This is a genomic window from Occallatibacter sp. FHG110214_02, assembly GCF_059115385.1.
Window position 1 is genome coordinate 1 of sequence record NZ_JBZYWK010000022.1, and the last position, 23,883, is coordinate 23,883.

Here is a 23,883-nt window from a genome sequence, read left to right on the forward strand (position 1 = left end):
TTCGTGGAAGATCCGCTCCCAGACGCCGGCGTGGGCCCAGCGCACAAAGCGCTTGTGCACGGTCTTGTACTTGCCATAGCGGTCGGGAAGGTCGCTCCAGCGCGCTCCGGAACGCAGCACCCACAGCACACCGTTTACAAAGATACGGTTATCGGCCGCTGTGCGGCCCACATGCTCCTTGCGTCCAGGCAGAATATCCTTGATCCGCTCCCACTGCGCCTCGCTTAACTCGTACCGGCTCGCCATACTTACACTGCAGCAGCTCGACCAACGGACGCAAAGTGTATATGTCGATACAGCCTAGGGAGTAGGCTGGTCACCGGTAAGCTCAGTCATTCGCAAAAAGAAAATGGCGCAAACCACGGATGTGGTTTGCGCCTCTGTTTTTTCAGTCCCTGTTTTTAGAAGTGGTACGCTACGCCCACTGTCGGAACCGACAGATTCCACCACTTGTTGGTGGTCAGGTTTTCCGTGGTGTTGCTGCTACCCAGACCGAAGTTGGGAACCTTGGTGATATAGGCGCGATATTCAGCGCGGATGTCAAAGCTGGGGCTGATTTCGTAGGCGATACCGGCGCCGTAGAGCACGCCCACCTGCGTCTGCTGCTTGGCGTCCACCGTGCCGGTGCCGCTATTGCGGATTGGCAGGAAGATGAGACCCGCGGGGCCGGCTTCCACAAACGGATTGAACTTGCGGTAGGTAAAGCTGCGCACAAACGCGGCTGAAATTTCCTGCACGCGGGTGTTGATAGGAATGGAGAGCGTGTTCCCGACCAAGTAGCGGAACTTGTTCTGATAGGTTATGCCGTAGTTGGCTTCCAGCGCGCTGCTGGGCGTGAGCATAAAGCGGTAGCTGGCCAGGGCGCCAAGGCCATAGCGGGAGTGAACCTGAACGTCAGTGGAACTAGCGATAAAAGGCGGAATGACGCCGATGCCGCTAATGCTGATATCCTGACGGCTTTCCTGAGCACGGCCCACGGCCGCAAATCCAGCCAGCAGGGAAAGTACGAGCACAATCTTCTTCATTCGTTTCCTGATCCTCAAATAACTGCCCAACCTTGGCGGCTGAAGACAAAACTTGCCCGGCTACCGGGACTTTTTGAAAAAACTCCGGGGACGTGCTGCAGAGATGTCCCTCACAGCATTGTAAATGGCCGGAGAGGGCCAGTTTAACAGTCGAGCCACCGAAAGTTTCTGGTGCTTAGACGCACTGGACGAAAAACGGTGAATATGGCTTACCCTGCTTTCTCCACATGGTAATAAAAGGGGGGGCCCTGTGTACTGGCCAGATCGCGCACTGTGCGTAAAAAAGCCCGCGCTGCGTGGGAAAGGGTGCCGTCGCGCCGGTGCGCCAGGCGAAGGATGCGCTTGACCTCCAGCTCCTTGACCGGCACAGAGGCGAGTTCCCCGGTTTCCAGCTCATGCGCCACCGTGAGGTGCGGAACGAGCGCTACCCCGTTCCCCATGGCGACATAGCGCTTGATGGCCTCGATTGTGGGCAGTTCGATTTCCATATTGAGCGGGGTGCGATAACGCTGGAAAGTTTCGATTACCTTGCGGCGCAACGGCGAGGTAACGTTGTGGGCAATGAAGCTCTCGTTTCCAAGCTGGCTGATGGTGACTTTGCCTGCCTTGGTAAGCGGGTGCTGCGGGCTGGCGATGAGAACAAGGCTATCGCCATAAACGGCGATAGTGCGGAACTGGGCCGGGTCAGGCCGAAAAGAAACCATGCCCAGCTCGAAGGTATGCAGGTTCAGCTCATCAGGAATCCGCGAGGCCAGCATACGGTGGACCGTGACGGAGACCTGCGGGTAGGCTCTGCGGAAAGCATCAATCGCCGGAAGCAGGTAAGTGCAGGTGTATTCATTGGCGGCCAGTTGCAGACGACCCCGTTCGAGGTTCTTGAGCTCACCGAGAGCGCTGGTGGCTTCGCGGCGCAGGGCCATCAGGCGCAGGGCATAATCACGCAGCAGAACGCCGGCTGCGGTCAGCGAACCATCGCGAGCTGAGCGGTCAAAGAGAACTTCCCCGACGGATTCTTCGAGCTTGCGAATCACCTGGCTGACCGCGGGCTGCGTGCGATGCAATCGCAAAGCTGCACGGGAAAAACTACGCTCTTCGGCAACAGTTAAGAATGTTTCCAACTGGTTCAGGTCCATAGCATCTCTAGCATTTGAGACGATAAGTAATTGTAATGCACTCTCAAAAAATAATAACTTTGCCTTATATGGGACCAATAGGCGAAACTACTCAAAGTGGCGGTGAATGTTTTCCCGCACAACCGTTTCTATGAGTGAAAATCACGTAGCATTTTTCGACACCACGTTGCGCGACGGCGAGCAGTCTCCTGGCTGCAGCATGACGACGCAGGAAAAGCTCACCATGGCTCACGCCCTTGAAGATTTGGGCGTGGACATTATCGAGGCTGGCTTTGCCATGGCCTCCGAAGGTGACTTTGCGGCTATCTCCACCATTACGCAGGCTATTCGCAAGCCGAAGATCGCTTCCCTTGCCCGCGCCAAGCAGGAAGACATTGAAATTGCCGCGCGCGCCATTGAGCACGCTGACCGGCCACGCATCCACGTCTTTCTCGCGGCCAGCGATTTGCACCTTGAATACAAACTGAAGATTTCCCGGCAGGAAGCCTTGGACCGCACCGCTGAGTCCGTGCGCCTTGCGCGTTCGCTGGTGGAGGACGTTGAGTTCTCGCCGGAAGACGCTACGCGTGCCGACCGCGACTTCCTCGTCGAGATGGTGAAAGTAGCCATTGAAGCGGGCGCGATGACCATCAATATGCCGGACACCGTGGGCTATACCACGCCGGAAGAGTACAGCAAGATGTTCCGTGAAGTGCGCGAGCGCATCCCGGCTGTCACGGAGAAGAACGTCATTCTCTCCGCGCACTGCCACGATGACCTTGGCCTCGCCGTCGCCAACACACTGGCTGCCATCCAGGGCGGAGCGCGCCAGGTGGAATGCGCCATCAACGGCATCGGCGAGCGCGCAGGCAATGCGGCCCTCGAAGAGATTGCCGCCGCGCTTTACGTTCGCAAGGACTACTACGGAGTGGATACAAGCATTCAACTTGACAAGCTTTATCCGACGAGCGAAGTGCTGGGACAGATTATTACGTTCAAACCCTCGCCCAACAAGGCCATCGTCGGTGCGAATGCATTTGCGCATGAATCGGGCATCCATCAGCACGGCATGCTGGCCAACCCGCTCTGCTACGAGATCATGACGCCCGCACTGGTTGGCGTTTCGCAGACACATCTCGTGCTCGGCAAGCACTCCGGGCGTGCAGCGCTGCGGCACAAGCTGGAAGAACTCGGCTTCACGCTCGACCGCGAGGAGCTGCAGCAAACCTACTATCGCTTTGTTGCCCTGGCCGACCGCAAGAAGAACATCTACGATCAGGACCTCATCAAAATTTTGCCGGATGCGATTCGCTTGAATCGCCGCCAGCCGGTAGCAGAACTCGACTAAGTTCTGCGGAACAACTGAAACCGTGAACCACTAACAAAAAAGAGAATAGAGAACGCATGAAGCTGAAGATTCTTGTTACGGCAGGCGACGGTATCGGCCCGGAGGTTACGAACGAAGCGGTAGCAGTCCTGAAGGACGTAGCCGCTGCGGGCGGGCACGAGTTTACGTTTGATGAAAAGCGCATTGGCGGCGTGGCCATTGAGCAGGACGGCACTCCCCTGCCCAACGAAACGCTGCAGGCAGCGCTTGCGAGCGATGCAGTTCTGCTTGGCGCAGTGGGGGCGAACAAATTTAATTCTCTGTCTCCGGATAAGCGTCCGGAAGCGGGTCTGTTGAAGATTCGCGCAGAGTTGGGCGGCTTCGCGAATCTGCGTCCCGCCTTTGCTTTCAAGGAGCTTGCGGTGAACAGCCCGCTGCGCCCGGAAATCGTGGACGGTGCAGACATTCTCTTTGTACGTGAGTTGCTTGGCGGCCTTTACTTCGGTCAGCCCCGCGCATGGGACAAGGAGAAGGGCGAAAGCTGGAACACCATGCGTTACACGAAGGATGAAGTGGCCCGCGTGGCACGCATCGCCTTCAAGCTGGCACAGGGCCGCAAGAAGAAGCTGACCAGTGTGGACAAGGCCAACGTGCTTGAAGTTTCGCAGCTCTGGCGCGCAGCGGTGGATGAAGTTGCGAAAGAGTTCCCTGACGTCACGCTGGAGCACCAGCTTGTAGATTCGATGGCGATGCACCTGATGAACCAGCCTCGCAACTACGATGTGGTTCTCACCGAAAACCTTTTCGGCGACATTCTTTCGGATGAATCGGCCGTTATTACCGGCTCACTCGGCATGCTGCCCTCGGCCACCATTGGCGGCAAGGTGAATTTGTATGAGCCAGTACACGGTTCCGCTCCGGACATTGCGGGCAAGGGCCTCGCGAATCCGCTTGGCGCAATTCTGACGGCAGCGCTGATTCTGCGCCACTCGGCAGGGCTTGAGGCTGAAGCATCCATCGTCGAAGCCTCTGTGCGCAAGGTGCTGGAGCAGGGCTTCCGTACGACGGACCTGGCCCGCGGAAACACACAGGGCTTTACTGTGCTCTCCACTACGGAGATGGGAGCCAAAGTGCGCGAGACCGTAAAGGCCGCGCTGGTGAACGCGTAACAACTTTCGAGGAATAAAGATGAGCACCGAACCGAAAACACTATTTGAAAAAGTGTGGGAGCAGCACGTCGTCGTAGAGCCCAAGGGCGAGCCGACAATTCTCTACATCGACTTGCAGCTTGTGCATGAAGTCACTTCCCCGCAGGCTTTTGAAGGCTTGCGCCTTACTGGCCGCACTGTACGCCGCCCTGACCGCACCATTGCCACCATTGACCATAACGTGCCGACGACCATTGAAGGCCGACTGAATATTGTGGACCAGATTGCTGCCAAGCAGATTGCCACGCTGCGCCAGAACGCCGCCGACTTCAGCGTGACGCTCTACGACGTGGACTCGCGCGAGCAAGGCATTGTGCACGTCATCGGACCGGAGATGGGTATCACCAAGCCGGGCATGACGATTGTCTGCGGTGACTCGCATACCTCGACGCATGGCGCATTTGGCGCGCTGGCCTTCGGCATCGGCACCAGCGAGGTGGAACATGTTCTCGCTACGCAGACGCTGCCGCAGGGCAAGCCGAAGACCTTCCGCATCTCCGTGGAAGGCGAGCTTCCACTCGGCGTGACGGCGAAGGACATCATCCTCGCCATCATCGGCAAGATCGGCACCGACGGCGCAACAGGCTACGTCATCGAGTACGCAGGATCTGCGATTCGTTCGCTCTCGATGGAAGGCCGCATGACCGTCTGCAATATGAGCATCGAAGCCGGTGCGCGCGCTGGCATGATTGCTCCCGATGAGACGACGTTTGCGTATCTCAAGGGCCGCCGTTTCAGCCCGCAGGGCACGGAGTGGGACAAGGCTGTAGAAGAGTGGTCGAAACTAACCACCGACGAAGGCGCAAAGTTCGACCGCGAGCTAGTTATTGATGCCGCAACGCTTACCCCCTACGTAAGCTGGGGCACCAGCCCCGGCATGGTTGCGCCAATTACGGCTACCGTGCCAAACCCCGCCGATGAAACCGACGAGCTCGACCGCAAGTCTTACGAGCGCGCTCTCGAATACATGGCTCTCACCGCCGGCACGCCTCTGACGGAAGTCAACATCGACCGCGTCTTTATTGGCTCCTGCACCAATGGCCGCATTGAAGACCTACGCGCTGCCGCAAAAATTGCCGCCGGACACAAGGTCTCTTCGCATGTGAATGCGATGGTCGTTCCGGGCTCGCAGCAGGTCAAGTCACAGGCGGAAAAAGAAGGCCTCGACGTAATCTTCAAGGAAGCTGGTTTTGAATGGCGCGAGCCGGGCTGCTCCATGTGCCTGGCCATGAACCCGGATATTCTTTCGCCGGGCGAGCGCTGCGCTTCCACCAGCAACCGCAACTTTGAAGGCCGCCAGGGCCGCGGCGGACGCACCCACCTTGTCTCGCCGGAGATGGCCGCCGCCGCTGCTATCGCCGGTCATTTTGTCGACATTCGCAACTGGGAAGTTCGCACGGAGGTAAACGCCTAATGCAACCGTTCAAGACACTCACCTCCATCGCCGCACCGCTCGACCGCACCAACGTCGATACGGACCAGATTATTCCCAAGCAGTTTTTGAAGCGCATTGAACGCACCGGATACGGTGAATTTCTTTTCTTCGACTGGCGCAACGAGCCGGGCTTTGTGCTGAACGAAGAAAAGTACAAGGGCGCGCAGATTCTAGTAGCGGGCAAGAACTTCGGTTGTGGCTCCAGCCGCGAACACGCCGCATGGGCGCTCAGCGATTATGGTTTCCGCGTGGTCATTGCACCGACCTTTGCGGACATCTTCTTCTCGAATGCCGGCAAGAACGGCATCCTTCTTGTGAAGGTGACGGAAGAACAGATTGAAGAACTGCTGCACAAAGCGCAGAACACACCTGACTACAAGCTCAGCGTTTCTTTGGAAGAGCAGACGTTGACCGATGGCCAGGGCTTCAGCACCAAGTTCGACGTGGACCCTTTCCGCAAGTATTGTCTGCTCGAAGGGCTCGACGACATCGGCCTCACGCTGCGCCACGCCGCCGCGCTGGACGCATACGAAAAGCAGCACGACAACGCCACTTGGCTGAAAGTGAAATAGAGCGGAGTCAGCGCCGTTAGCGGAGTTAGCGGCGCTAGCAGAACACAGACAAATGAGCTAACTCCGCTAGCACAGCTAACTGCTAACACCGCTTAAAGGATTGCAATGACCATCGAAGGCAAACGCCAGAGTGTACCGCTGACCGAAGGAGCCAGCCGCGCCGCTGCACGCTCGTACCTGCGCGGAGCGGGATTCAAGAAGGAAGACCTGCACAAGCCCATCATCGGCATCGCCAACACGTGGACGGAAATCGGCACCTGTAATGTGCACCTGCGCGAAGTGGCCGAAGCGCTGAAGGAAGGCATTCGCGAAGCAGGCGGCACGCCGATGGAGTTCAACACCGTCACCATCTCCGACGGCATCACGATGGGCACGCAAGGTATGAAGGCTTCGCTGGTTTCGCGCGAGGTGATTGCGGATTCCATCGAACTGGTTGCGCGTGGCAATTTGTTCGACGGTCTCGTCGGCATTGGCGGCTGCGACAAGAATATGCCGGGCATCATTATGGCGCTCTGCCGTCTTGATATTCCCGGCATGATGCTCTACGGCGGCTCGATTGCTCCGGGCAAGCTCAACGGCATCGACATTACGATTCAGAATGTCTTTGAAGGTATCGGTTCGCACGCTGCCGGACGCATCGATGATGCGGGCCTTGAAGCTCTGGAAGCCGCAGCCTGCCCCGGAGCCGGTGCGTGCGGCGGCCAGTTCACAGCCAACACCATGGCCATGTCTGCCGAAATCCTCGGAATCTCGCCCATCCAGCTCTCCGGTGTTCCAGCTACTTCCAATGACAAGCATGCCGCCACACGCGAAGCCGGACGCATTCTTATGGAGGCTGTCCGCGCCAACCGCCGTCCTTCGCAGCTCATTACGCGCAAGTCACTGGAAAACACCATTGCCAGCGTCGCAGCCAGCGGCGGCTCCACCAACGCAGTGCTGCACCTCATCGCTATCGCAAAGGAAATGGGCATCGAGCTTACCGTGGATGACTTTGATGCCATCAGCAAGCGCACGCCTTTCATCTGCGACCTCACGCCTGCAGGCAAGTACGTTGCCAAGGACTATCAAGCGGCGGGCGGCTCACGCCTTCTTGCCAAGCGCCTCATCGAAGCAGGACACGCAGACGGCAGCACACTGACCATCAGCGGAAAGACGCTAGCGGAAGAAGCTGCTGAAGCCGTTGAAACGCCCGGTCAGGTTGTCATTCACACCTTTGATAAGCCAATCAAGCCAACAGGTGGACTTGTCATTCTCAAGGGTAATCTTGCGCCGGAAGGCTGCGTGATGAAAATCGCCGCCGCTGACCGCGTGGAGCATCGCGGCCCCGCCCGCGTCTTCGATACGGAAGAGGCATGCTTTGAGGCTGTGCAGTCCGGCAACATCAAGCCGGGCAATGTACTCGTCATCCGCTATGAAGGTCCCAAGGGCGGCCCCGGTATGCGCGAAATGCTGCAAGTGACCGCGGCTATCAGCGGTATTCCTGAGCTTAGCTCGACTGTTGCTCTCATGACAGACGGACGATTCAGCGGCGCGACTCGCGGATTCACCGCAGGCCACGTAGCCCCGGAAGCATTTGTCGGCGGACCCATTGCAGCAGTACGCGAAGGCGACTCGATTCACTTCGATATTCCGAATCGCACTTTGACGCTTGAAGTCAGCGACGAAGAGATTGCCGAGCGTCTGAAGAACTTTGCGCCGCCAGCACTGCGCTGGCCGAATGGCGTCTTCCGCAAGTATGTGGACCGCGTTACCTCGGCCTCGACGGGGGCAACGACATAAAGGCAGCTTTTAGCTTTTAGCCCGATATCCCGTCGCAACATCCTTCACAAGGCGGCAAAGGGCACAAAAGCCCGCACCATCACCACCGAGCTAACGGCTAATAGCTAAAAGCTAATGGCTGTTTTAAGGAGTCAGTCATGGACACGAATGCCAATCCGCTTTCTGCTGCACCGGCCACGTTGACCGGCGCGGAAATCATCTGGGCCACGCTGGTTGGCGAAGGCGTGACGGATGTCTTCGGCTATCCGGGCGGGGCGATTCTGCCTGCATATGATGCGCTGCGTAAGTTCCCTATCCGGCACATCCTTGTACGCCATGAGCAGGGCGCGGCGCACATGGCCGATGGCTATGCGCGCGCATCGGGCAAGGTGGGTGTAGCGATTGCGACCAGCGGTCCCGGCGCGACGAATCTCGTTACTGGCATTGCGACAGCGATGCTCGATTCGATTCCGATGGTCTGCATTACGGGCAACGTGTCGAGCAAGGTGCTCGGCACGGACGCATTTCAAGAAGTGGACATCACTGGCGTAACGCTGCCGGTGACGAAGCATAGCTTTCTCGTGACGCGTGCGGAAGACATTGCTTCGGCTCTGCGGCAGGCCTTTCAGACCGCCAAGTCTGGCCGCCCTGGTCCCGTGCTCGTCGATATCACCAAGGACGCGCTGCAGGCCACGGCACTGTTTGACTTTGAAGCAGCCAAACCAACCCCGTATCGCCCGCATCCGATGCTGAAGGTGGAAGTGAATGGGCTTAGTGATGCTGCAGAGCTGATTCGCAATGCGAAGAAGCCCGTCATCCTCGCCGGCCATGGCATCACGCAATCCGGAGCCATGGAGCAGGTGCGCACGCTCGCCGAACGCGCGCAGATTCCCGTTGCGATGACGCTCCTCGGCATCGGCGGCTTCCCCGCCTCGCATCCGCTGCACCTTGGCATGATGGGCATGCACGGGGAAGCGTGGGTCAACGATGCGATTCAGAACGCTGACCTGCTTATTGCATGCGGCATGCGCTTTGATGACCGCGTGATCGGCACGCCAAACACCTACGCGCCGAACGCGAAGAAGATTCACATTGAAATCGACCCTGCGGAAATCAACAAGAACATCAAGGTGGATGTTGCGCTCGTTGGCGATTTGAAAGAAGTTCTTGAACAGCTTCTGCCGCTCGTTGGCTCTGCAAATGCGGGAAGTGCGACGTGGCTCAAGACCATTGATGCCAGCAAGGGCGAAAGCGCTGTTGTCGATATCAAGAACCTGCCTGACTCCGGGCACCTTTATGCAGCGCATGTAATGCATGACTTGTGGCGCATCACCGGCGGCAACGCTATTGTTGCTACGGACGTAGGCCAGCATCAGATGTGGGAAGCGCAGTACTTCCATCATGAGCATCCGCGTTCGCTTGTCACTTCGGGCGGCCTCGGCACAATGGGCTTTGCGCTACCCGCTGCGATTGGAGCAAAGGTCGCCTGCCCTGACAAAGAAGTATGGGTCGTCGCCGGTGACGGAGGTTTCCAGATGACGGCTGCCGAGCTAGCCACCATCAAGCAGGAAGGCCTCAAAGTCAACATTGCCGTCATCAACAACGGCTATCTCGGCATGGTGCGCCAGTGGCAGGAGTTCTTCTACGACCGCAACTACCAGTCCACGCCGCTCGTCAGCCCGGACTTCGTCAAGCTGGCAGAAGCGCATGGCCTTGCAGGGCGTGCTGTGAAGACACGGGCGGAGTTGGAAGATGCCGTGAGCGAAGCGCGCAGCCACAACGGTGCTTTTCTGCTGAACTTTATGGTTGAGCAAGAAGACGCGGTATACCCAATGATTCCCGCAGGCAGCGCGCTGCATGAGATGATTCGCCGCCCTGATCATAACCCCATTATTGAAACCTCTGATGATTTGTAATTCCGAAGAAGGAAAGAAATGTTGCACACATTTGTTGCATATGTCGAAGACAAACCCGGTGTGCTTACCCGTGTAGCGTCTTTATTTCGCCGGCTGAATATCAACATCATCTCGCTCACGGTTGGCCGCAGCGAGCGCGCCGGCATCTCGCGCCTCACGCTCGTTTGCGAAGCATCGGCAGAGGCCAGCAACCGCATCCGTGCCAGCCTCTACAAGCTCGACAACGTTGTGGAAGTAGACGACATTGCTGGAGCGCCCACCGTCACGCGCGAACTGGCGCTCATCAAGGTTGCAGCAACCAAAGACACGCGCTCCGCCATCTTTGAGCTTGCAGAAGTCTTCCGTGCCCGCATTGTTGACCTCACCGCGGAATCCCTCATGATTGAGATGACCGGCGTGGAAAGCAAGATTGAAGGCCTGATTCAAGTTCTTGAGGATAGCGAATTCCAGATCCTCGAAGTCAGCCGTAGCGGCAAGATGACCATGCGCCGCGGCCATCACACCAGCCGCGTGCTCAAAGCGTTGGCACAGCCAGCCACCAGCAGCGCGCACTAGCCGGAAATGACGCAACCCGGCCCAAGAGATTAACCTGTACCTAAGCAAAGGAAAACGAGAAAACACAATGGCAACCACGTATTACGATCACGATGCAGACCTTTCCCTCATTCAGTCCAAAAAGGTAGCCATCATCGGCTACGGTTCGCAGGGCCACGCCCACTCGCTCAATCTGAAGGACTCGGGCGTACAGGTCAAGGTTGGCCTCGCTGCCGGCTCCAAGTCCATTGCCAAGGCCCAGAAGGCCGGCCTTGAAACCGCCACCGTCGCGGAAGCCACCCAGTGGGCGGACGTCATTATGATTCTCACGCCTGACCAGACGCAGGCGAAGCTCTACACGGATGAGATTGCGCCGAATCTGACCGCAGGCAAGCTGCTGCTCTTTGCTCATGGATTCAACATCCACTTCAAGACCATCGTTCCCGCTGCGGACATTGACGTAGCTCTTGCCGCGCCCAAGGCTCCCGGCCATCGCGTTCGCGAGGTCTTTACCGAAGGCGGCGGCGTCCCCGGCCTCATCGCCGTGCACCAGGACCCGACCGGCACCGCGCACGCGCTCACGCTCAGCTACCTGAAGGGTATTGGCTGCACCCGTGCAGGCGTTCTGGAAACCACCTTCAAGGAAGAGACCGAAACCGACCTCTTCGGAGAACAGGCTGTCCTCTGCGGCGGCGTCAGCGCGCTCATCAAGGCGGGCTACGAGACTCTGACCGAAGCCGGCTACCAGCCCGAGAGCGCCTACTTTGAAGTGCTGCACGAGCTCAAGCTCATCGTGGACCTCATCTACCGCGGCGGCCTGGAGTACATGCGTTACTCCATCAGCGACACGGCAGAGTGGGGCGACTACGTCAGCGGTCCTCGTGTCATCAACGAAGAAAGCAAGAAGGCCATGAAGGGCATCCTCACCGACATTCAGGACGGCACCTTCGCCAAGCGCTTCCTCGCTGACCAGAACTCGGGCCGCAAGGAGTTCAACGCCTTCCGTGAAGCGGAAGCCAAGCACCCGGTCGAAATCGTCGGTAAAAAACTTCGTGCCTCTATGCCGTTTCTTGATCCCGTAACGGTGGAGGAAGTGGCCAAGACGCGATAAACTTGAAACAGGAATCGCAATCGTCGAAGGCCCGCAGATACAAGCTGTGGGCCTTCAACTTTTCACGCAACTGTTACACGAATTCCCCGCACCCCGCGATAAAACACACCGGATAGCACTATCCATCGAGCACGGAATAGTGTACTTTGCTTACTCAAGCAGCATGTTAAGCGCTGCGCCTGTCGCCAACGTCTCTCAACCAGCACTTTGGAGTTGAACAACCTTGGTATCCCCCATTGCCAATCCGCTTGCACGCCCCACGCCTGCTGAAGAAATTGCAGCCGCGCTGGAAAAGCTTGGCCCCATGCAGGGACTCACGCTGGAAGAGCGCCTGTGGCTGGCCCGCAATGGCGAAGAACGCCGCGCCGAGCCTGGCGAAGTTCTGTTTGAGGAAGACTCGCCAGCCGACTGCATGGTCATCATGATCAAAGGGGACATCCACGTCTACCGCCAGCGTGGACCGATGGGATTGTTTATCGGCCGCGTGCATCCCATCACCGGCCTGCTTCCCTTCTCGCGAATGAAGAATTTTGGCGGCCAGGGTGTGGCGGTTACGCATGTCTGGTCGCTTATGATTCACAAATCGCTCTTCCCGGCCATGCTGGAGGCGATTCCGTCGATGGGGCAGCGAACGGTTTCTGCCATGATCGACCGAGTGCGCGAGGTCACGCGCATTGAGCAGCAGGCAGAAAAGCTGACGGCGCTGGGCAAGCTGGCCGGCAACCTTGCCCACGAGCTGAATAATCCTGCGTCCGCGGCACAGCGCGCCGCCGCTGGCCTCGTCGCCGAGTTACGCGCCAACCGAATCAACCGCCATAAGCTGGTCAACCTCTGCCTGAATGAGGAGCAGGTGCGCAAAGTTGAGGCGTGGGAACAGCGCATCATGGACCGCGGCCCTGTGCATGGCGAAACGGCATCGGAAGCGCTCACGCACGAGGATGATATTCGCGCATGGCTGGTGGCGTTGCCGTGCGATACAGCTTCGGAAGTTGCACCATCCCTTGCCGAGCAAGGTGTAACGGTGGCGGAGTTGCAAGAGTTGAACTCGTGGCTCAAACCGGAGGCGACCAGCGTCTCTCTGCAATACTTTGTGCGCTACCTCAGGTCCAAGCGCTCCGTGCAGACGCTGCAGCACTCCACTGCGCGGATTTTCGACCTTATCAGCGCCATCAAGGACTACTCCAACATGGACCGTGCGCCCATCCAGGAAGTGGATGTGCCAGCGGGGCTGGATACGACCGTGCAAATGCTGCAGTCGCGTATGGACAACATGACCGTTGTACGGGAGTATGATCCGGGGCTGCCGTGCATCAACGCTTACTCGGGCGAACTGAACCTTGTCTGGATGGCGCTGATTGAAAACGCCATTGATGCAATGGAGGGAATGGCACAGCCGAGGCAGTTGCGGTTGGTTTGCCACATGGAAGGCGAGTTGATGCTCGTTGAGGTCCACGATAACGGCAGAGGCATCCCTGAGGATTTGCAGGACCGCATCTTCGAGCCGTTCTTTACCACTAAGGCCCCTGGAATGGGTCTCGGGCTAGGCCTCGACACCGCCATGCGCATTGTGCACATGCACAAAGGCATGCTGAGCGTGAAGTCAGAACCGGGCGATACGTGCTTCCGCGTGCGGCTGCCACTGGACCAGTTCCAAGCGTATTAAAAACAGGGGCAGGGTCAGAAAGAAACGTCTGCTGGCACCGTCACGCGCATCACGGACTGGTCGCCGGTCAGCTTCTTCCATGCCGCACGGATGGCCTCAATCTTCTCCCGATTGGCAGGCGTGTCGGGATAGTCGATGATGAGGCACTTGCTGCGCAGGCGCTCCGGCGTCATCTGCTGCTTCCCCTGCCACTGGCCGTAAACATCCACCACGCTCAGCCCATCCGGAAAACGCGGCGAGACCTCGTGGTCCAGAAACTCGCGCCAGCTAGCCTCGCTGACTCCCTGCTCGGGATGGTCCGCGAGGCCGAGACCGAAGTAGAGACGCGTATCCACCCAGCCCTGCGTAGCGGCTGGGTGAGCAGGATCGCCGGAAAGTGTGGGAGCTACGGCTGGCGTGCTGGCTGCAGGCTGATGCGCCGTGCAGCCAACCAGAGAGAGCGAGAGAACCAGGCCAAGCGAAATGAAAGAGATGCGCATTCTTTCTTCGAGCTATTTCTCAATTTCCACGCCGCGCCAAAAGGCAATATAGCCCTTGATTTTGCGGGCGGCAGGCTTGGGGTCGGGATAATACCAGGCGGCGTCAGGGTTTTCCTGGCCGTCCACAACAAGGCTCAAATAGCGCGCTTGTCCCTTCCAGGGACAGGTAGAAGTGGTGCTGGATGAGCGGAAATATTCCCGCTTGATGCTGGACTCGGGGAAATATACGTTATTCTCCACCGTTTCCGTTGTGTCACTTTCGGCAATCACCTTGCCGTTCCAGGTTGCTTTCGCCATATTCCTTCTCGATTCAACAACTTCCGTATGCCACTAGAGGCGCCCACGGGGATGGACGCCTACAGCGGCAGAGTCCTAAAGACAATAGCAGAAGTTGGCCGAGGGGTCGAGAGCAATCCGAGGAAAACCCGGCTGCGGAATCAAACTGATTCCCTACTTGGCCGCGTCCTTGGCTTCCTCGATGTTGGTGATGTGAACGGACTTGGCATCGGCATCCACCGCTGCGGAGACGTCCACCTTGGTGCCCCAGAAGGCCTTCACGGCATCCGGGTTGTCAATCTTGTAGACCGTCTTGCTGGCCGAATCAACGAAGACCGGCTTGTCGCCGCCTTCAAGGCACTTCTTGGCACAGGCAGCGCCAGTTCCGGCATGCTTGGCGCCACACATCGTGTCCGAAATGTAGCCGGTGAGCTTGGAGTCGGCCGCATGGGAAGAAACGGCCGCAAAGGCAAGAACTGCTGCAGCGAGAGTGAGTGTACGTTTCACTTCTGACCTCCTGAATGTACGTGCGAGTTCGGATACCATGATGCTCCCTTGGGGTGCGTTTCCGCAAGTACGCGGGGTGAAAAGCGCATTACGCCTTCGCCAGTCGCGCGGCGCGCATATTCTCCACGTTCTTCCGTGCACCCTCATACTTCGCCGCAGCCGCCGGAAAACGCTGCACCAGCTCACGCGTCTTCGCCAGAAATTGCGGATTCCGCCGCACCATCTCGTCTAGCAGATGCGAGTACTTGGCCAGCAGAATCCCTCCGCATTGCAGTCACAAAACAGCTCCGGCGAAACAGCCCCATGCAGCACAAACGCAGCCGCCATCTCCCAGTAAGTGTGCACCTGACGAATGTAGGGATTTTGCGGATGCTGAGGGTTCGTCGCCACCGCGAGGTAGTCGGCAATGGTATCAGGCCAGAACTCGCCCAGAATCCATGCGCGCGCCTCACGAAGCACAGCCTCGCGGCGCAGGTCATACAGTTTCAGAATAATGTCGGCATCCGCCGGGCTCGCGAGTACGCTTTCCATAAAGAAAAACCCTCCGCTGCCCATAGTAATGGATGCAGCGGAGGGTAGATACAGTGAGCGCGAGCACAGCAGACAAAGTTACGCCGGCTGCAGCTCCTTTTCCTTCTCCACCACCGGGCCATGAGTTTCAGCCGTCGGCGGAGGCGGGGCGTCGCCAATGCGCTTCGAATAGTGATATGCCGCAAGCCCCGCAGGCTCGGCTTCCGCGGCCTTCTTCTTGCCGCGTCCCTTCTTCGGCGCTTCCACTTCCTTCTCGGCAGCCTCACCGCGGTTCGGGCAGACGAGGTACACGCCATCCTTGAAGGTGCGCTCCACAAGATACGCATTGCCGCAAGCCGGGCACTTCTCCGCCACAGGCTTGTAGTTCGAGGTAAAGTCGCACTTCGGATAATTCGTGCAGCCCCAGAAGAGATTTCCGCGCCGCGCCTTGCGTTCGGCAATATCGCCGGTCCCGCACTTCGGACACTTCAACCCTTCAATGATGTTCTGCTTCACGTACTTGCACTTCGGATAGCCCGAGCATGAAACAAACTCGCCGTAAGCTCCCTGACGCAACACAAGCGGCTTGCCGCACAGCGGGCAATCTTCGCCCGTAAGCTGCGGAGCGCTCTGCTTCTGCTGCTGCTTGGAGCTAAGCTTGCGGAAGGTCTTGCACGGCGGATCGGCGTTGTAATCCGGGCAGGCCAGGAACATGCCAAACGGCCCGCGGCGCATCACCATCACCTTGCCGCAGTTCTCGCAATACTCATCCTGCTCGGCAGCTTCCTGCCCTTCCGGAGTATTCAGATCCGGCTTCGCAGCGGTGTTCTCCTTCGTAAAGGTGCAGGAGTTCGGATCTTTCTTGTTGTAAGCCGAACACGCATAGAAGCTACCGAACTTGCCCCACTTCAACACCAGCGGAGAACCACAGAGCTCGCACTTCTCGTCTGTCAGTTTCTCCATCCGCTTGATGCTTTCCATGTTCTTCTCGGCGTCCTTGAGTTCGTCCTCAAAGTAGCCGTAGAAGCCCTTCAGCAACTCGGTCCACTTCTCCTTACCGTCTTCAATATCGTCCAGCTCCGTTTCAAGCTTCGCCGTATACTGCGGATCAAAGATGTACGGGAAGTTCTTGACGAGCAAGTCGCAAACCACCATGCCGATTTCCGTCGGATAGAAGCGGTTCGCAATCTTCGTCACATACTCGCGATCCTGGATCGTATTGATAATTGACGCGTAGGTCGAAGGGCGGCCAATGCCGCGCTCTTCCAGCACCTTCACCAGAGACGCTTCATTGAAGCGCGGAGGCGGCTCAGTAAACTTCTGCACGCCATCCACAGCGGCGGCCCGCACAGCGGAATCAATCTTCGGCTCGACAAACTCCGGAATCGCCTCAGGCTCAGCACCCTCAGGCGCACGGTCATTCCGCGCCTCAATCCGGGCAACATCCGCCGCGTACTTCTTGCGGGCACGTTCCAGCTTCTCCGCGCGCTCCAGCCCTGCAATCCGCTTCAACTGCTCTGGTGTTGCAAGCGAAAGCTTCGCGCCATTCGGAATCTCCGGCAGAACCTCTTCCTCGTCATCCTCCACCTGGTAGACGCGAAGGAAGCCGTCAAACTTCAGCACTGAACCCGAAACACGGAAGTTGTACTTCTTGCCGTTTACAGCATCAATCTCGACAGTCGTCACGTCGTAGACAGCGGGCGTCATCTGCGAAGCTGTAAAGCGCTGCCAGATGAGGCGATAGAGCTTGTACTGCTCATCGGTCAGGTAACGCTTCACGCGATCAGGGTGCCGCGAGGGGTCCGTCGGGCGAATCGCTTCGTGCGCGTCCTGCGCGTCCTTCTTCGACTTGAAGGTATTCGGCTGGCCCGGCAGATACGGCGCGCCATACTCCTTGCCGATGTACTCACGCACCGACGCAATCGCTTCCGGAGAAACACGCGTCGAGTCCGTTCTCATATAAGTGATGAGACCGGTCGTTCCTTCCGTGCCGAGGTCAATGCCTTCATATAAACGCTGCGCCACGCCCATGGTGCGGCGCACGTTGAAACCAAGCTTGGCCGAGGCCTGCTGCTGCAACGAACTGGTGGTAAACGGAGCAGGGCTGGACTTCCTGCGCTCCTTCTTCTCCACCGAGCGAACCAGCCATTGCGCCTTGGACGCAGCTTCAATAATCTCCCGAGCAATCGCCTCGTTAGCCACGGACGGAGCGCTCACTGTATCGACGGACGCGCGCTCGCCATCAATGCCAACAAAGCGCGCCGTAAACCACTCAGGCTGCGAGCTCTTCGCATTGAAATTCGGCGTCTGCAAGATCGCGTCAATTGTCCAGTACTCAACCGGCTTGAAGGCTGCAATCTCGCGCTCACGCTCCACAATCAAGCGCACCGCAACGGTCTGCACACGGCCTGCGGAAAGCCCGCGGCGCACCTTATCCCAAAGCAGCGGAGAAATCTGGTAGCCCACCAGGCGATCCAGCACGCGGCGCGTCTGCTGCGCGTCCACAAGATTCTGGTCCACATCGCGAGCGTGCTTAAAGGCCTCCTGTACGGCCTTCTTCGTAATTTCGTTAAACGTGATGCGATGAATTTTCTTCTTGTTTTCGGCAGTCTTACCCAACTGCAACGCAAGGTGATATGCAATCGCCTCGCCTTCGCGATCAGGGTCAGGAGCAAGGTAGATTTCATCCGCCTTTGCGGCGGCCTTCTTCAACTGCGCAACCACCTTCTCCTTGCCCGGAGAAACTTCGAGCGTTGGCTCGAAGGTGCGCTTATCCAGTTCTACACCCAGGTCGTTCTTGGGCAGGTCCATAATATGTCCGACCGAAGCCAGCACCTCGAACCCCTTGCCCAGATATTTCTCAATCGTCTTGGCCTTGGCCGGCGACTCGACGATGACTAGTGATTTGCTCATTGCCTTCCTTACTTCCCTACCAACTTCAGATTCTGCCTACTGCTTGAACCCCGTATGGAGCGATTGGACTCGGTACGGGCCATTCCGTCATTCCTTATATTGACGCGCTTGGTAAAAACGCCGCCACTCCCGGCCAATTCTGCAACCGGATTTGGACCATGCTTCCAAACTGGGCACGAAACTTGGAAACTATCATGGAAGGCGGGGCCATTTCCACTCAGCCCAAGGATTTTTTTGCTCCCCGACTCCAATCCTGATTCCAACACTGTACGCGGAAATGAGTCTTTGCGTGAGAAAACTCACAAAAAGTTATCCACAATCTGTCCGTAATCGGAGCGCATTCCATCACAGGACGCGTACATAATTCTTGCCCGGCAGCGAACGAATACGGCCAGCCATCTCCAGCTCAAAAAGTGCCGTAAACACTTCGGAGGAGGTCAGTTGCGTATCGAGCTTATCCAGCAGTTCATCCATCTGGATGGACTCGTCTGCCTGTATCGCCTCCAACACCATCACCTCATTGGGCCGTAGTACCGGATCAGGCAATAAGGATGCGGTAACTTCTGATTTGGATGCAGAAGCCGCCTGCAACTCCAGCTCAATCCGCACCTGCGAAGGCAGCGCCTGCCACACGTCCTCCCATGTGGCAACCAACGTAGCTCCCTGTTGAATCAACATATTAGGAGTCCACGAGCCCTTGTTCGTCACGTTGCCGGGCACGGCGTAAATATCGCGATTCTGCTCCGTGGCGCAGCGCGCGGTAACGCGTGTGCCGGAGTTCTCTGAAGCCTCCACCACAAGCACACCAATACTGATGCCGCTCAAAATACGGTTACGTCGGGGAAAGTTCTGCGGTGCTGGAAATGTGCCCAGCGGAACCTCGCTGACAATGGTGCCACCAGACGCGAGAATATCCTCCGCAAGCTTTTTGTTCTCTTTGGGATAGATCACGTCAATTCCCGTTCCCCATACCGCCAGCGTAGGCTGCCGCGCCGCAAGCGCTCCCTGGTGCGCACAGGTATCAATTCCCCGCGCCATGCCGCTGGCTATCAGCACATTGCGCGCCGCCAGATCGCGGCTCAGCATCTCGGCCATTCCGGAGCCATAAGGCGTGGGCTTGCGCGTACCAACAACGGCAACAGTTGGACGCGATAAAAGTTTCACGTTGCCGCGAGTCCAGAGAACTGGGGGAGGGTCATAAATCTCTCGGAGGCGTTCCGGATACTCCTCGCAGAGGTAAGTAAGGATAGTGCCCCCCTGTGCGACAACAGCGGCCCACTCCTCCTCCGCCACCCGACGTGCCTTGCCATCAAAAATAAACTGCGCAGCCTCTGCCGGGAACCGCAGCGCCTCAAGCTCCGTGAGCGTAAGCGCAAAGACGCGCCCCGGCGTTTCCAGTTGCTGCACCGCATCCAGAATGCGTTTGGGCCCAAGACCGGGAGTCAGCACCAATGCAAGCCATGCAAGCCGGTCGTCATCCACTTGTGCGGACGAGCCGGCAGAAAAATTCTGCGAGAGTGTCGCCATTCGGAAAATGCCTTTCCTGAACGCAGGCTTTCCGGGGAAAAGTAAGGCAGCGTTTGCTTCTGATTTTCTTGAGGATTTGCGCTCAAGTTACGATGCGCCGCCGTAGTAAGTCAAGCCGCAAATGCTAGCGCAACAAAAAGGGATGCCGGTAAGGCATCCCCCTCTGCTGATTTCTGTCTCTCTCTTAGAAGATGTACTTGAGAGAAACTTCCATCACGCGGCGGCCCGTCTTGTAGAACGGCTTACCGGTGGTTGTTGTGTTGACGTTGGTTCCGCCCTGGTCGCAGGTAGGAGTCAGCGAGCTTTGTGTTGTCGAGTTGCAAGCCAGCGCCAGGTTGATATCGCTGGCAAGGTTGAACTGCGGCAACGCATGGTTGATGAAGTTGAAGGCTGAAGCGCGGAACTGAATGTTCTGCGTCTCGGTAACCTTGAAGCTCTTCGCCAGTGCAAGGTCGCTGTTCACATACTTAGGACCAACGATGTCCGGCCAAACGGTCTGGCCGTTCACGCCCTGCGTCGTCGGAGTTCCAAAGCAGCTAACGTTAAACGCATACCCCTTCCCCGAACGCGGATTGCACGTCAGGTAAGGCATGAGCAGGATGGCGTTCGTACCAAGCATGTAGGTATTGCTCGGCGCGAAGGTCTTGCCGTTGGCATCCGCAGCGCTGGTCTGCCAGCCGGGGCTTCCGCTCGCGTTCAACTCGCCCTGCGTGTTGGGCTGAATCGGCGCACCGCTCTGGACCTGGACATCTCCGGAAAGATCCCAGCCCGAAGTAGCATAGCGGATTGCATGGCTGCCAGGCGCGCCCGGCAGATGAATCACATACGCAGCATTGAAAATGTGCGAGTGGTCATAAGCCAGCGGACCATAGTTGTTGGCGAGGCTAAAGGGATCGACCGTAACGCCATTGCCATTACCGTTGTCGGTCTGTCCGTCACGAACGCCGAGCACCTTGCTCCACGTGTAGTTCAGCAGGAAGGTGGCGCGGCCGGTCTGCTTCTGCAGGGCCACAACCATGCCGTGGTAGTTGGAGTAGCTGCCGTGCTGGATGACGTTCAACACGCCGTAATCCCTGTAAGGACGGTAGCCGGAGTAGTAGTAGTTGTTTGAGACGTTGCAGGTTCCGGTGGCGCAGGCCATCTGGTAAAGGTTCTGCCCATCGTTCGGCGCGCCGGGAAGGTTATACGTACCCCACAGAGCGCCCGCCGGAATCTTGTTGATGTTCGAGTAGAAGTTTTCGGAGGTGCCGTTGCCCGTCAACAAGCCGTTGCGGGTGGCGTTGCCAATGTACTGGAGTTCAAAGATCATGTGGCCGGGAACTTCCTGGTCCACCATGACCGTCCAGTTCATCGTGTAAGGCGTCTTGTCTTCGCCCTCCTTGATGGCGTCCACACCCGAGGGGCAGGAGTTGCCACCGTAAGCGCTGTTCGCAGCCGAAGAGCTTGCGCCCTGCGGCAATGCGCACCACGTGCTGCTGTCAGGAGCAAAGCTCTTCAGAGCTGCAAAGGACTCCGTAGAACCAGTGCCGATGGTCGCGATGTTGTAGGACGGGTTCAACGCCGGATCGACGTCGCCTTCCGAGAACTGCCAGCGATAGAGACCGAAGCCGCCACGGATGACCGACTTGCCGTTGCCGTAGAGGTCATAGGCAGCACCTACGCGCGGGTCAGGATAGAGAAGCACCGATTTGAAACCGGAAATCGGAATGCTGCTCTTGTTCTCATGCCAGCGCATACCGGGATAGCTGTTAACCGGAACGCCTACGTTGTGATTCGAGTCCGTGTCGTAAGCCGCTGCATCCCATGCAGCAAGGCCAGGACCGGAGTTCGGATACCACTGGCCGTCATGCTCAAAGCGAACGCCATAGTTAAGTGTCAGCTTGCTTGTCGCATGCCACGAGTCCTGCAGATAGAATGCCCACTCGTGATACTCCATGTCGTGGACAGGAGCAGCAGCAATCTGGGAGTCGCCATCCGTGTGGCCAATCAGCACGTCAGCAAACGGGTTGCCCGTGGTGTAGGTGGAGTAGTTGTCAAAGTCAATGGCGCCCTGCGAATAGAAGCTGCCCTGTCCGGTGGTCTGAATCTGGTGGTTGTTATCCCAGAAGAAACCAGCCTTGAGGCTGTGGCTGCCAATAACCTTGGTGAAGTTATCCTGCAATCCGGTAACGTTCTTCTTGTTGCCGTATGCGTTGCCGAAAGCCTTAATGGACGGCGGAGCATAGAGGCCGGAGAAGCTGCCGTTGTTGTTGCTCAGGTTAGAGCCCCAGCTGATGATGTTCGGAATCTGGTCGAAGGTGTTGTCCGCCGGGCTTCCGAAGGGGTTAACGTTAGCCATTCCCGCGGTGGAGTTCATCATCGCCGTGGGGTTGTCATATCCCAGCGGGAAGGTGAAATACGTGTACGAGAAGCTGAATTCGTTGGTGGTCGTAGGGCTGAAGACGCGCGTGTAATTCGCGGTATAGAGCCGAGCCAGCGTGTTGGCGGACAACTGTGAAGGCGCGGGCGATGCAAAGCCAGGCCACCACCAGATGCCGAAGTTGTTCGTGTCTCCTTCGTTCTGCTGCGTGTAAACGAAGTTGATCTTGTCATTTTCCGTCGGGTTGTAATCGCCGCGTGCACGAAGTTCCCAGCGGTTTACCGGAGGAGCGTCAAGGAACTGGTAGTTGAAGCCGTTGTGCGTAGCCGGGTCAATGTTTGGCGGATGAATCTTGTTCAGGTAGGTCAAGAGAGCAAGACCATTGGGATCAATGATGCTCTTGTTGACCAGCACGCCGTTGTTCCAGTCTGCAAGGCCGGGCTGCGTGGTACCGGAAGCGCAGTAAGAGGTCCAGTTATACGCAACCGTACAAGGCACCGCTGCGCTGTTCCACGACTGCGAGCTGCTGGCCTGCTGTGCAGGCAGCGTTGCAGCACTGAAATTACCATTCAGCATCTCCGTCGTCGGCGTATCAAGATAGTGCAGCGTCGGGAACGGATTCTGGAACATCTTTTCAAAGCCGGCAAAGAAGAAGACCTTCTTGTGCGTAAACGGAACAGAGCCGCCGATGGTGCCACCGGGATAGAGCTGGTGATCCATCGGGCGCGATGCGCCGGGGTTGGCAGCCTTGTAAAAGGCGTCATTGGCGTTAGCCTGCCAGTTGCGGGCATAGATGTATGCGTCGCCGTGATACTTGTCGCCACCGGATTTGCTGGTGATGGCAATGATTGTCGGACCGCGTGGCGTATCCGCCCCGAAAGCAGCGTTAAGGAAGGTGAACTCAGCTGTCATGTCCTGGTTAACGTTGGCAAGCTGCGTACCCATGTTGCCGGGATCGACAAGGCCAGCGCCGTCCAGCGTCATCTGCATGCCGCCGTAGGGCTGCGTGCCGCTGGCAGAGAACGCGCCAATCGGACCGCTGTTGGTAGAGGTGGTTGCCGAGTTAAAGGAAGCTCCCTGTGTCAGGCCGTTATTAAAACCCATGCCCGGCATGAACTTCACCAGTTCCGCTGCGTCGCGTCCCTGTACCGAAAGGTTCTCGACCAGGTCCTGGTTAATGGTGGTGGAGCTGGTACCGCTGTCTACAGGAATAACCGCTGCCTCCGACGAAGTTACAACCACGTCAGAGGATGCACCGGCTACTCCAAGAAGCAGGTTCGGCAGCGTATGGTCTTCCGAGGCGTGGATGATGATGTCCGTCGCCTGGTAGCTGGTGAAGCCGGTTGCGGTGATAGTTACCTTGTAGGTTCCTACGGGCACGGCAGCAAAGTTAAAGAAGCCCGAACCGTTGGAAACCGTGGTGCGCCTGTCGCCGGATGACACATTTTGAAGCACGACATTGGCGCCGGGAATAACTGCGTGGCTTTGATCCTGGACCGTGCCGCTGATTGTTCCCGTGTCACGCTGCGCAAACGCCGCGGAACCTGGGAAAAATACAGTCAGCATCAGTAAGAAGAACGCTGAGAATCCCAGCATGGCACCGCGAATCTTTGCGAACCTGCCAGGTGTACCTGTTGAGTAGCCCTGCATA

Annotated in this window: 19 protein-coding genes and 1 pseudogene; 9 read left to right on the forward strand and 11 right to left on the reverse strand. The window is 57.8% G+C overall.

Features of this window, described 5'->3' with window-relative positions:
* The 3 genes from AC5S3R_RS16575 to AC5S3R_RS16585 form a co-directional block, all read right to left on the reverse strand.
* A partial coding sequence (locus tag AC5S3R_RS16575; protein WP_494268270.1) for a transposase occupies window positions 1-246 on the reverse strand: 246 nt, incomplete at its 3' end.
* A gap of 155 nt (window positions 247-401) precedes the next feature.
* Window positions 402-1,025 carry an outer membrane beta-barrel protein gene (locus tag AC5S3R_RS16580; protein ID WP_494268271.1) on the reverse strand — a complete coding sequence of 208 codons (624 nt, stop codon included), beginning with the start codon at window positions 1,023-1,025 and terminating at the stop codon, window positions 402-404.
* Window positions 1,026-1,234: 209 nt separating this feature from the next.
* On the reverse strand, window positions 1,235-2,158 hold the full coding sequence (locus tag AC5S3R_RS16585) for a LysR family transcriptional regulator (RefSeq protein ID WP_494268272.1): 924 nt from the start codon (window positions 2,156-2,158) through the stop codon (window positions 1,235-1,237).
* A gap of 130 nt (window positions 2,159-2,288) precedes the next feature.
* Here AC5S3R_RS16585 and AC5S3R_RS16590 point away from each other — a divergent pair, with 130 nt between their 5' ends.
* The 9 genes from AC5S3R_RS16590 (at window position 2,289) to AC5S3R_RS16630 (ending at window position 13,661) form a co-directional block, all read left to right on the forward strand.
* Entirely contained in the window at window positions 2,289-3,485 is a 1,197-nt protein-coding gene (locus AC5S3R_RS16590; RefSeq protein WP_494268273.1) for a 2-isopropylmalate synthase, read from the forward strand.
* Between the two features lie 56 nt (window positions 3,486-3,541).
* Window positions 3,542-4,633 carry a 3-isopropylmalate dehydrogenase gene (leuB, locus tag AC5S3R_RS16595; RefSeq protein WP_494268274.1) on the forward strand — a complete coding sequence of 364 codons (1,092 nt, stop codon included), beginning with the start codon at window positions 3,542-3,544 and terminating at the stop codon, window positions 4,631-4,633.
* A gap of 19 nt (window positions 4,634-4,652) precedes the next feature.
* Complete coding sequence (gene leuC, locus AC5S3R_RS16600) at window positions 4,653-6,086, forward strand: 3-isopropylmalate dehydratase large subunit (protein WP_494268275.1); 1,434 nt, start codon at window positions 4,653-4,655, stop codon at window positions 6,084-6,086.
* Window positions 6,086-6,679, forward strand: coding sequence for a 3-isopropylmalate dehydratase small subunit (gene leuD, locus AC5S3R_RS16605; RefSeq protein WP_494268276.1), 594 nt, complete (start codon window positions 6,086-6,088; stop codon window positions 6,677-6,679). Before leuC ends, leuD begins: the two co-directional genes overlap by 1 nt.
* A 105-nt stretch (window positions 6,680-6,784) precedes the next feature.
* Window positions 6,785-8,458: a dihydroxy-acid dehydratase gene (gene ilvD, locus AC5S3R_RS16610; protein ID WP_494268277.1), complete on the forward strand. Its 1,674-nt coding sequence runs from the start codon at window positions 6,785-6,787 to the stop codon at window positions 8,456-8,458.
* Between the two features lie 137 nt (window positions 8,459-8,595).
* Window positions 8,596-10,353 (forward strand): biosynthetic-type acetolactate synthase large subunit, encoded by a 1,758-nt coding sequence (gene ilvB / locus AC5S3R_RS16615; protein WP_494268278.1) that lies wholly within the window; start codon window positions 8,596-8,598, stop codon window positions 10,351-10,353.
* An 18-nt stretch (window positions 10,354-10,371) separates the two neighbouring features.
* Complete coding sequence (gene ilvN / locus AC5S3R_RS16620; RefSeq protein ID WP_494268279.1) at window positions 10,372-10,908, forward strand: acetolactate synthase small subunit; 537 nt, start codon at window positions 10,372-10,374, stop codon at window positions 10,906-10,908.
* 67 nt (window positions 10,909-10,975) lie between these two features.
* A complete protein-coding gene (gene ilvC, locus AC5S3R_RS16625; RefSeq protein WP_494268280.1) occupies window positions 10,976-11,998 on the forward strand; it encodes a ketol-acid reductoisomerase in 1,023 nt (340 codons plus the stop codon).
* A 223-nt stretch (window positions 11,999-12,221) separates the two neighbouring features.
* Window positions 12,222-13,661 (forward strand): sensor histidine kinase, encoded by a 1,440-nt coding sequence (locus AC5S3R_RS16630; protein WP_494268281.1) that lies wholly within the window; start codon window positions 12,222-12,224, stop codon window positions 13,659-13,661.
* Between the two features lie 14 nt (window positions 13,662-13,675).
* Here the strand turns inward: AC5S3R_RS16630 and AC5S3R_RS16635 are convergent, their stop codons facing one another.
* The 8 genes and pseudogenes from AC5S3R_RS16635 to AC5S3R_RS16670 form a co-directional block, all read right to left on the reverse strand.
* Window positions 13,676-14,140, reverse strand: coding sequence for a DUF3574 domain-containing protein (locus tag AC5S3R_RS16635; RefSeq protein WP_494268282.1), 465 nt, complete (start codon window positions 14,138-14,140; stop codon window positions 13,676-13,678).
* A 12-nt stretch (window positions 14,141-14,152) separates the two neighbouring features.
* Window positions 14,153-14,440 (reverse strand): annotated as a pseudogene (locus AC5S3R_RS16640) (DUF427 domain-containing protein); the annotation flags it as partial.
* 150 nt (window positions 14,441-14,590) lie between these two features.
* Entirely contained in the window at window positions 14,591-14,923 is a 333-nt protein-coding gene (locus AC5S3R_RS16645) for a hypothetical protein (RefSeq protein WP_494268283.1), read from the reverse strand.
* Window positions 14,924-15,011: 88 nt separating this feature from the next.
* Window positions 15,012-15,146, reverse strand: a complete 135-nt coding sequence (locus AC5S3R_RS16650) for a hypothetical protein (protein WP_494268284.1) — start codon at window positions 15,144-15,146, stop codon at window positions 15,012-15,014.
* 5 nt (window positions 15,147-15,151) lie between these two features.
* Complete coding sequence (locus AC5S3R_RS16655; protein ID WP_494268285.1) at window positions 15,152-15,454, reverse strand: DUF4760 domain-containing protein; 303 nt, start codon at window positions 15,452-15,454, stop codon at window positions 15,152-15,154.
* Between the two features lie 78 nt (window positions 15,455-15,532).
* On the reverse strand, window positions 15,533-18,346 hold the full coding sequence (gene topA, locus AC5S3R_RS16660) for a type I DNA topoisomerase (protein WP_494268286.1): 2,814 nt from the start codon (window positions 18,344-18,346) through the stop codon (window positions 15,533-15,535).
* Window positions 18,347-18,691: 345 nt separating this feature from the next.
* Entirely contained in the window at window positions 18,692-19,873 is a 1,182-nt protein-coding gene (gene dprA / locus AC5S3R_RS16665; protein ID WP_494268287.1) for a DNA-processing protein DprA, read from the reverse strand.
* A gap of 184 nt (window positions 19,874-20,057) precedes the next feature.
* A complete protein-coding gene (locus AC5S3R_RS16670; protein WP_494268288.1) occupies window positions 20,058-23,828 on the reverse strand; it encodes an outer membrane beta-barrel protein in 3,771 nt (1,256 codons plus the stop codon).
* Window positions 23,829-23,883 lie beyond the last annotated feature (55 nt).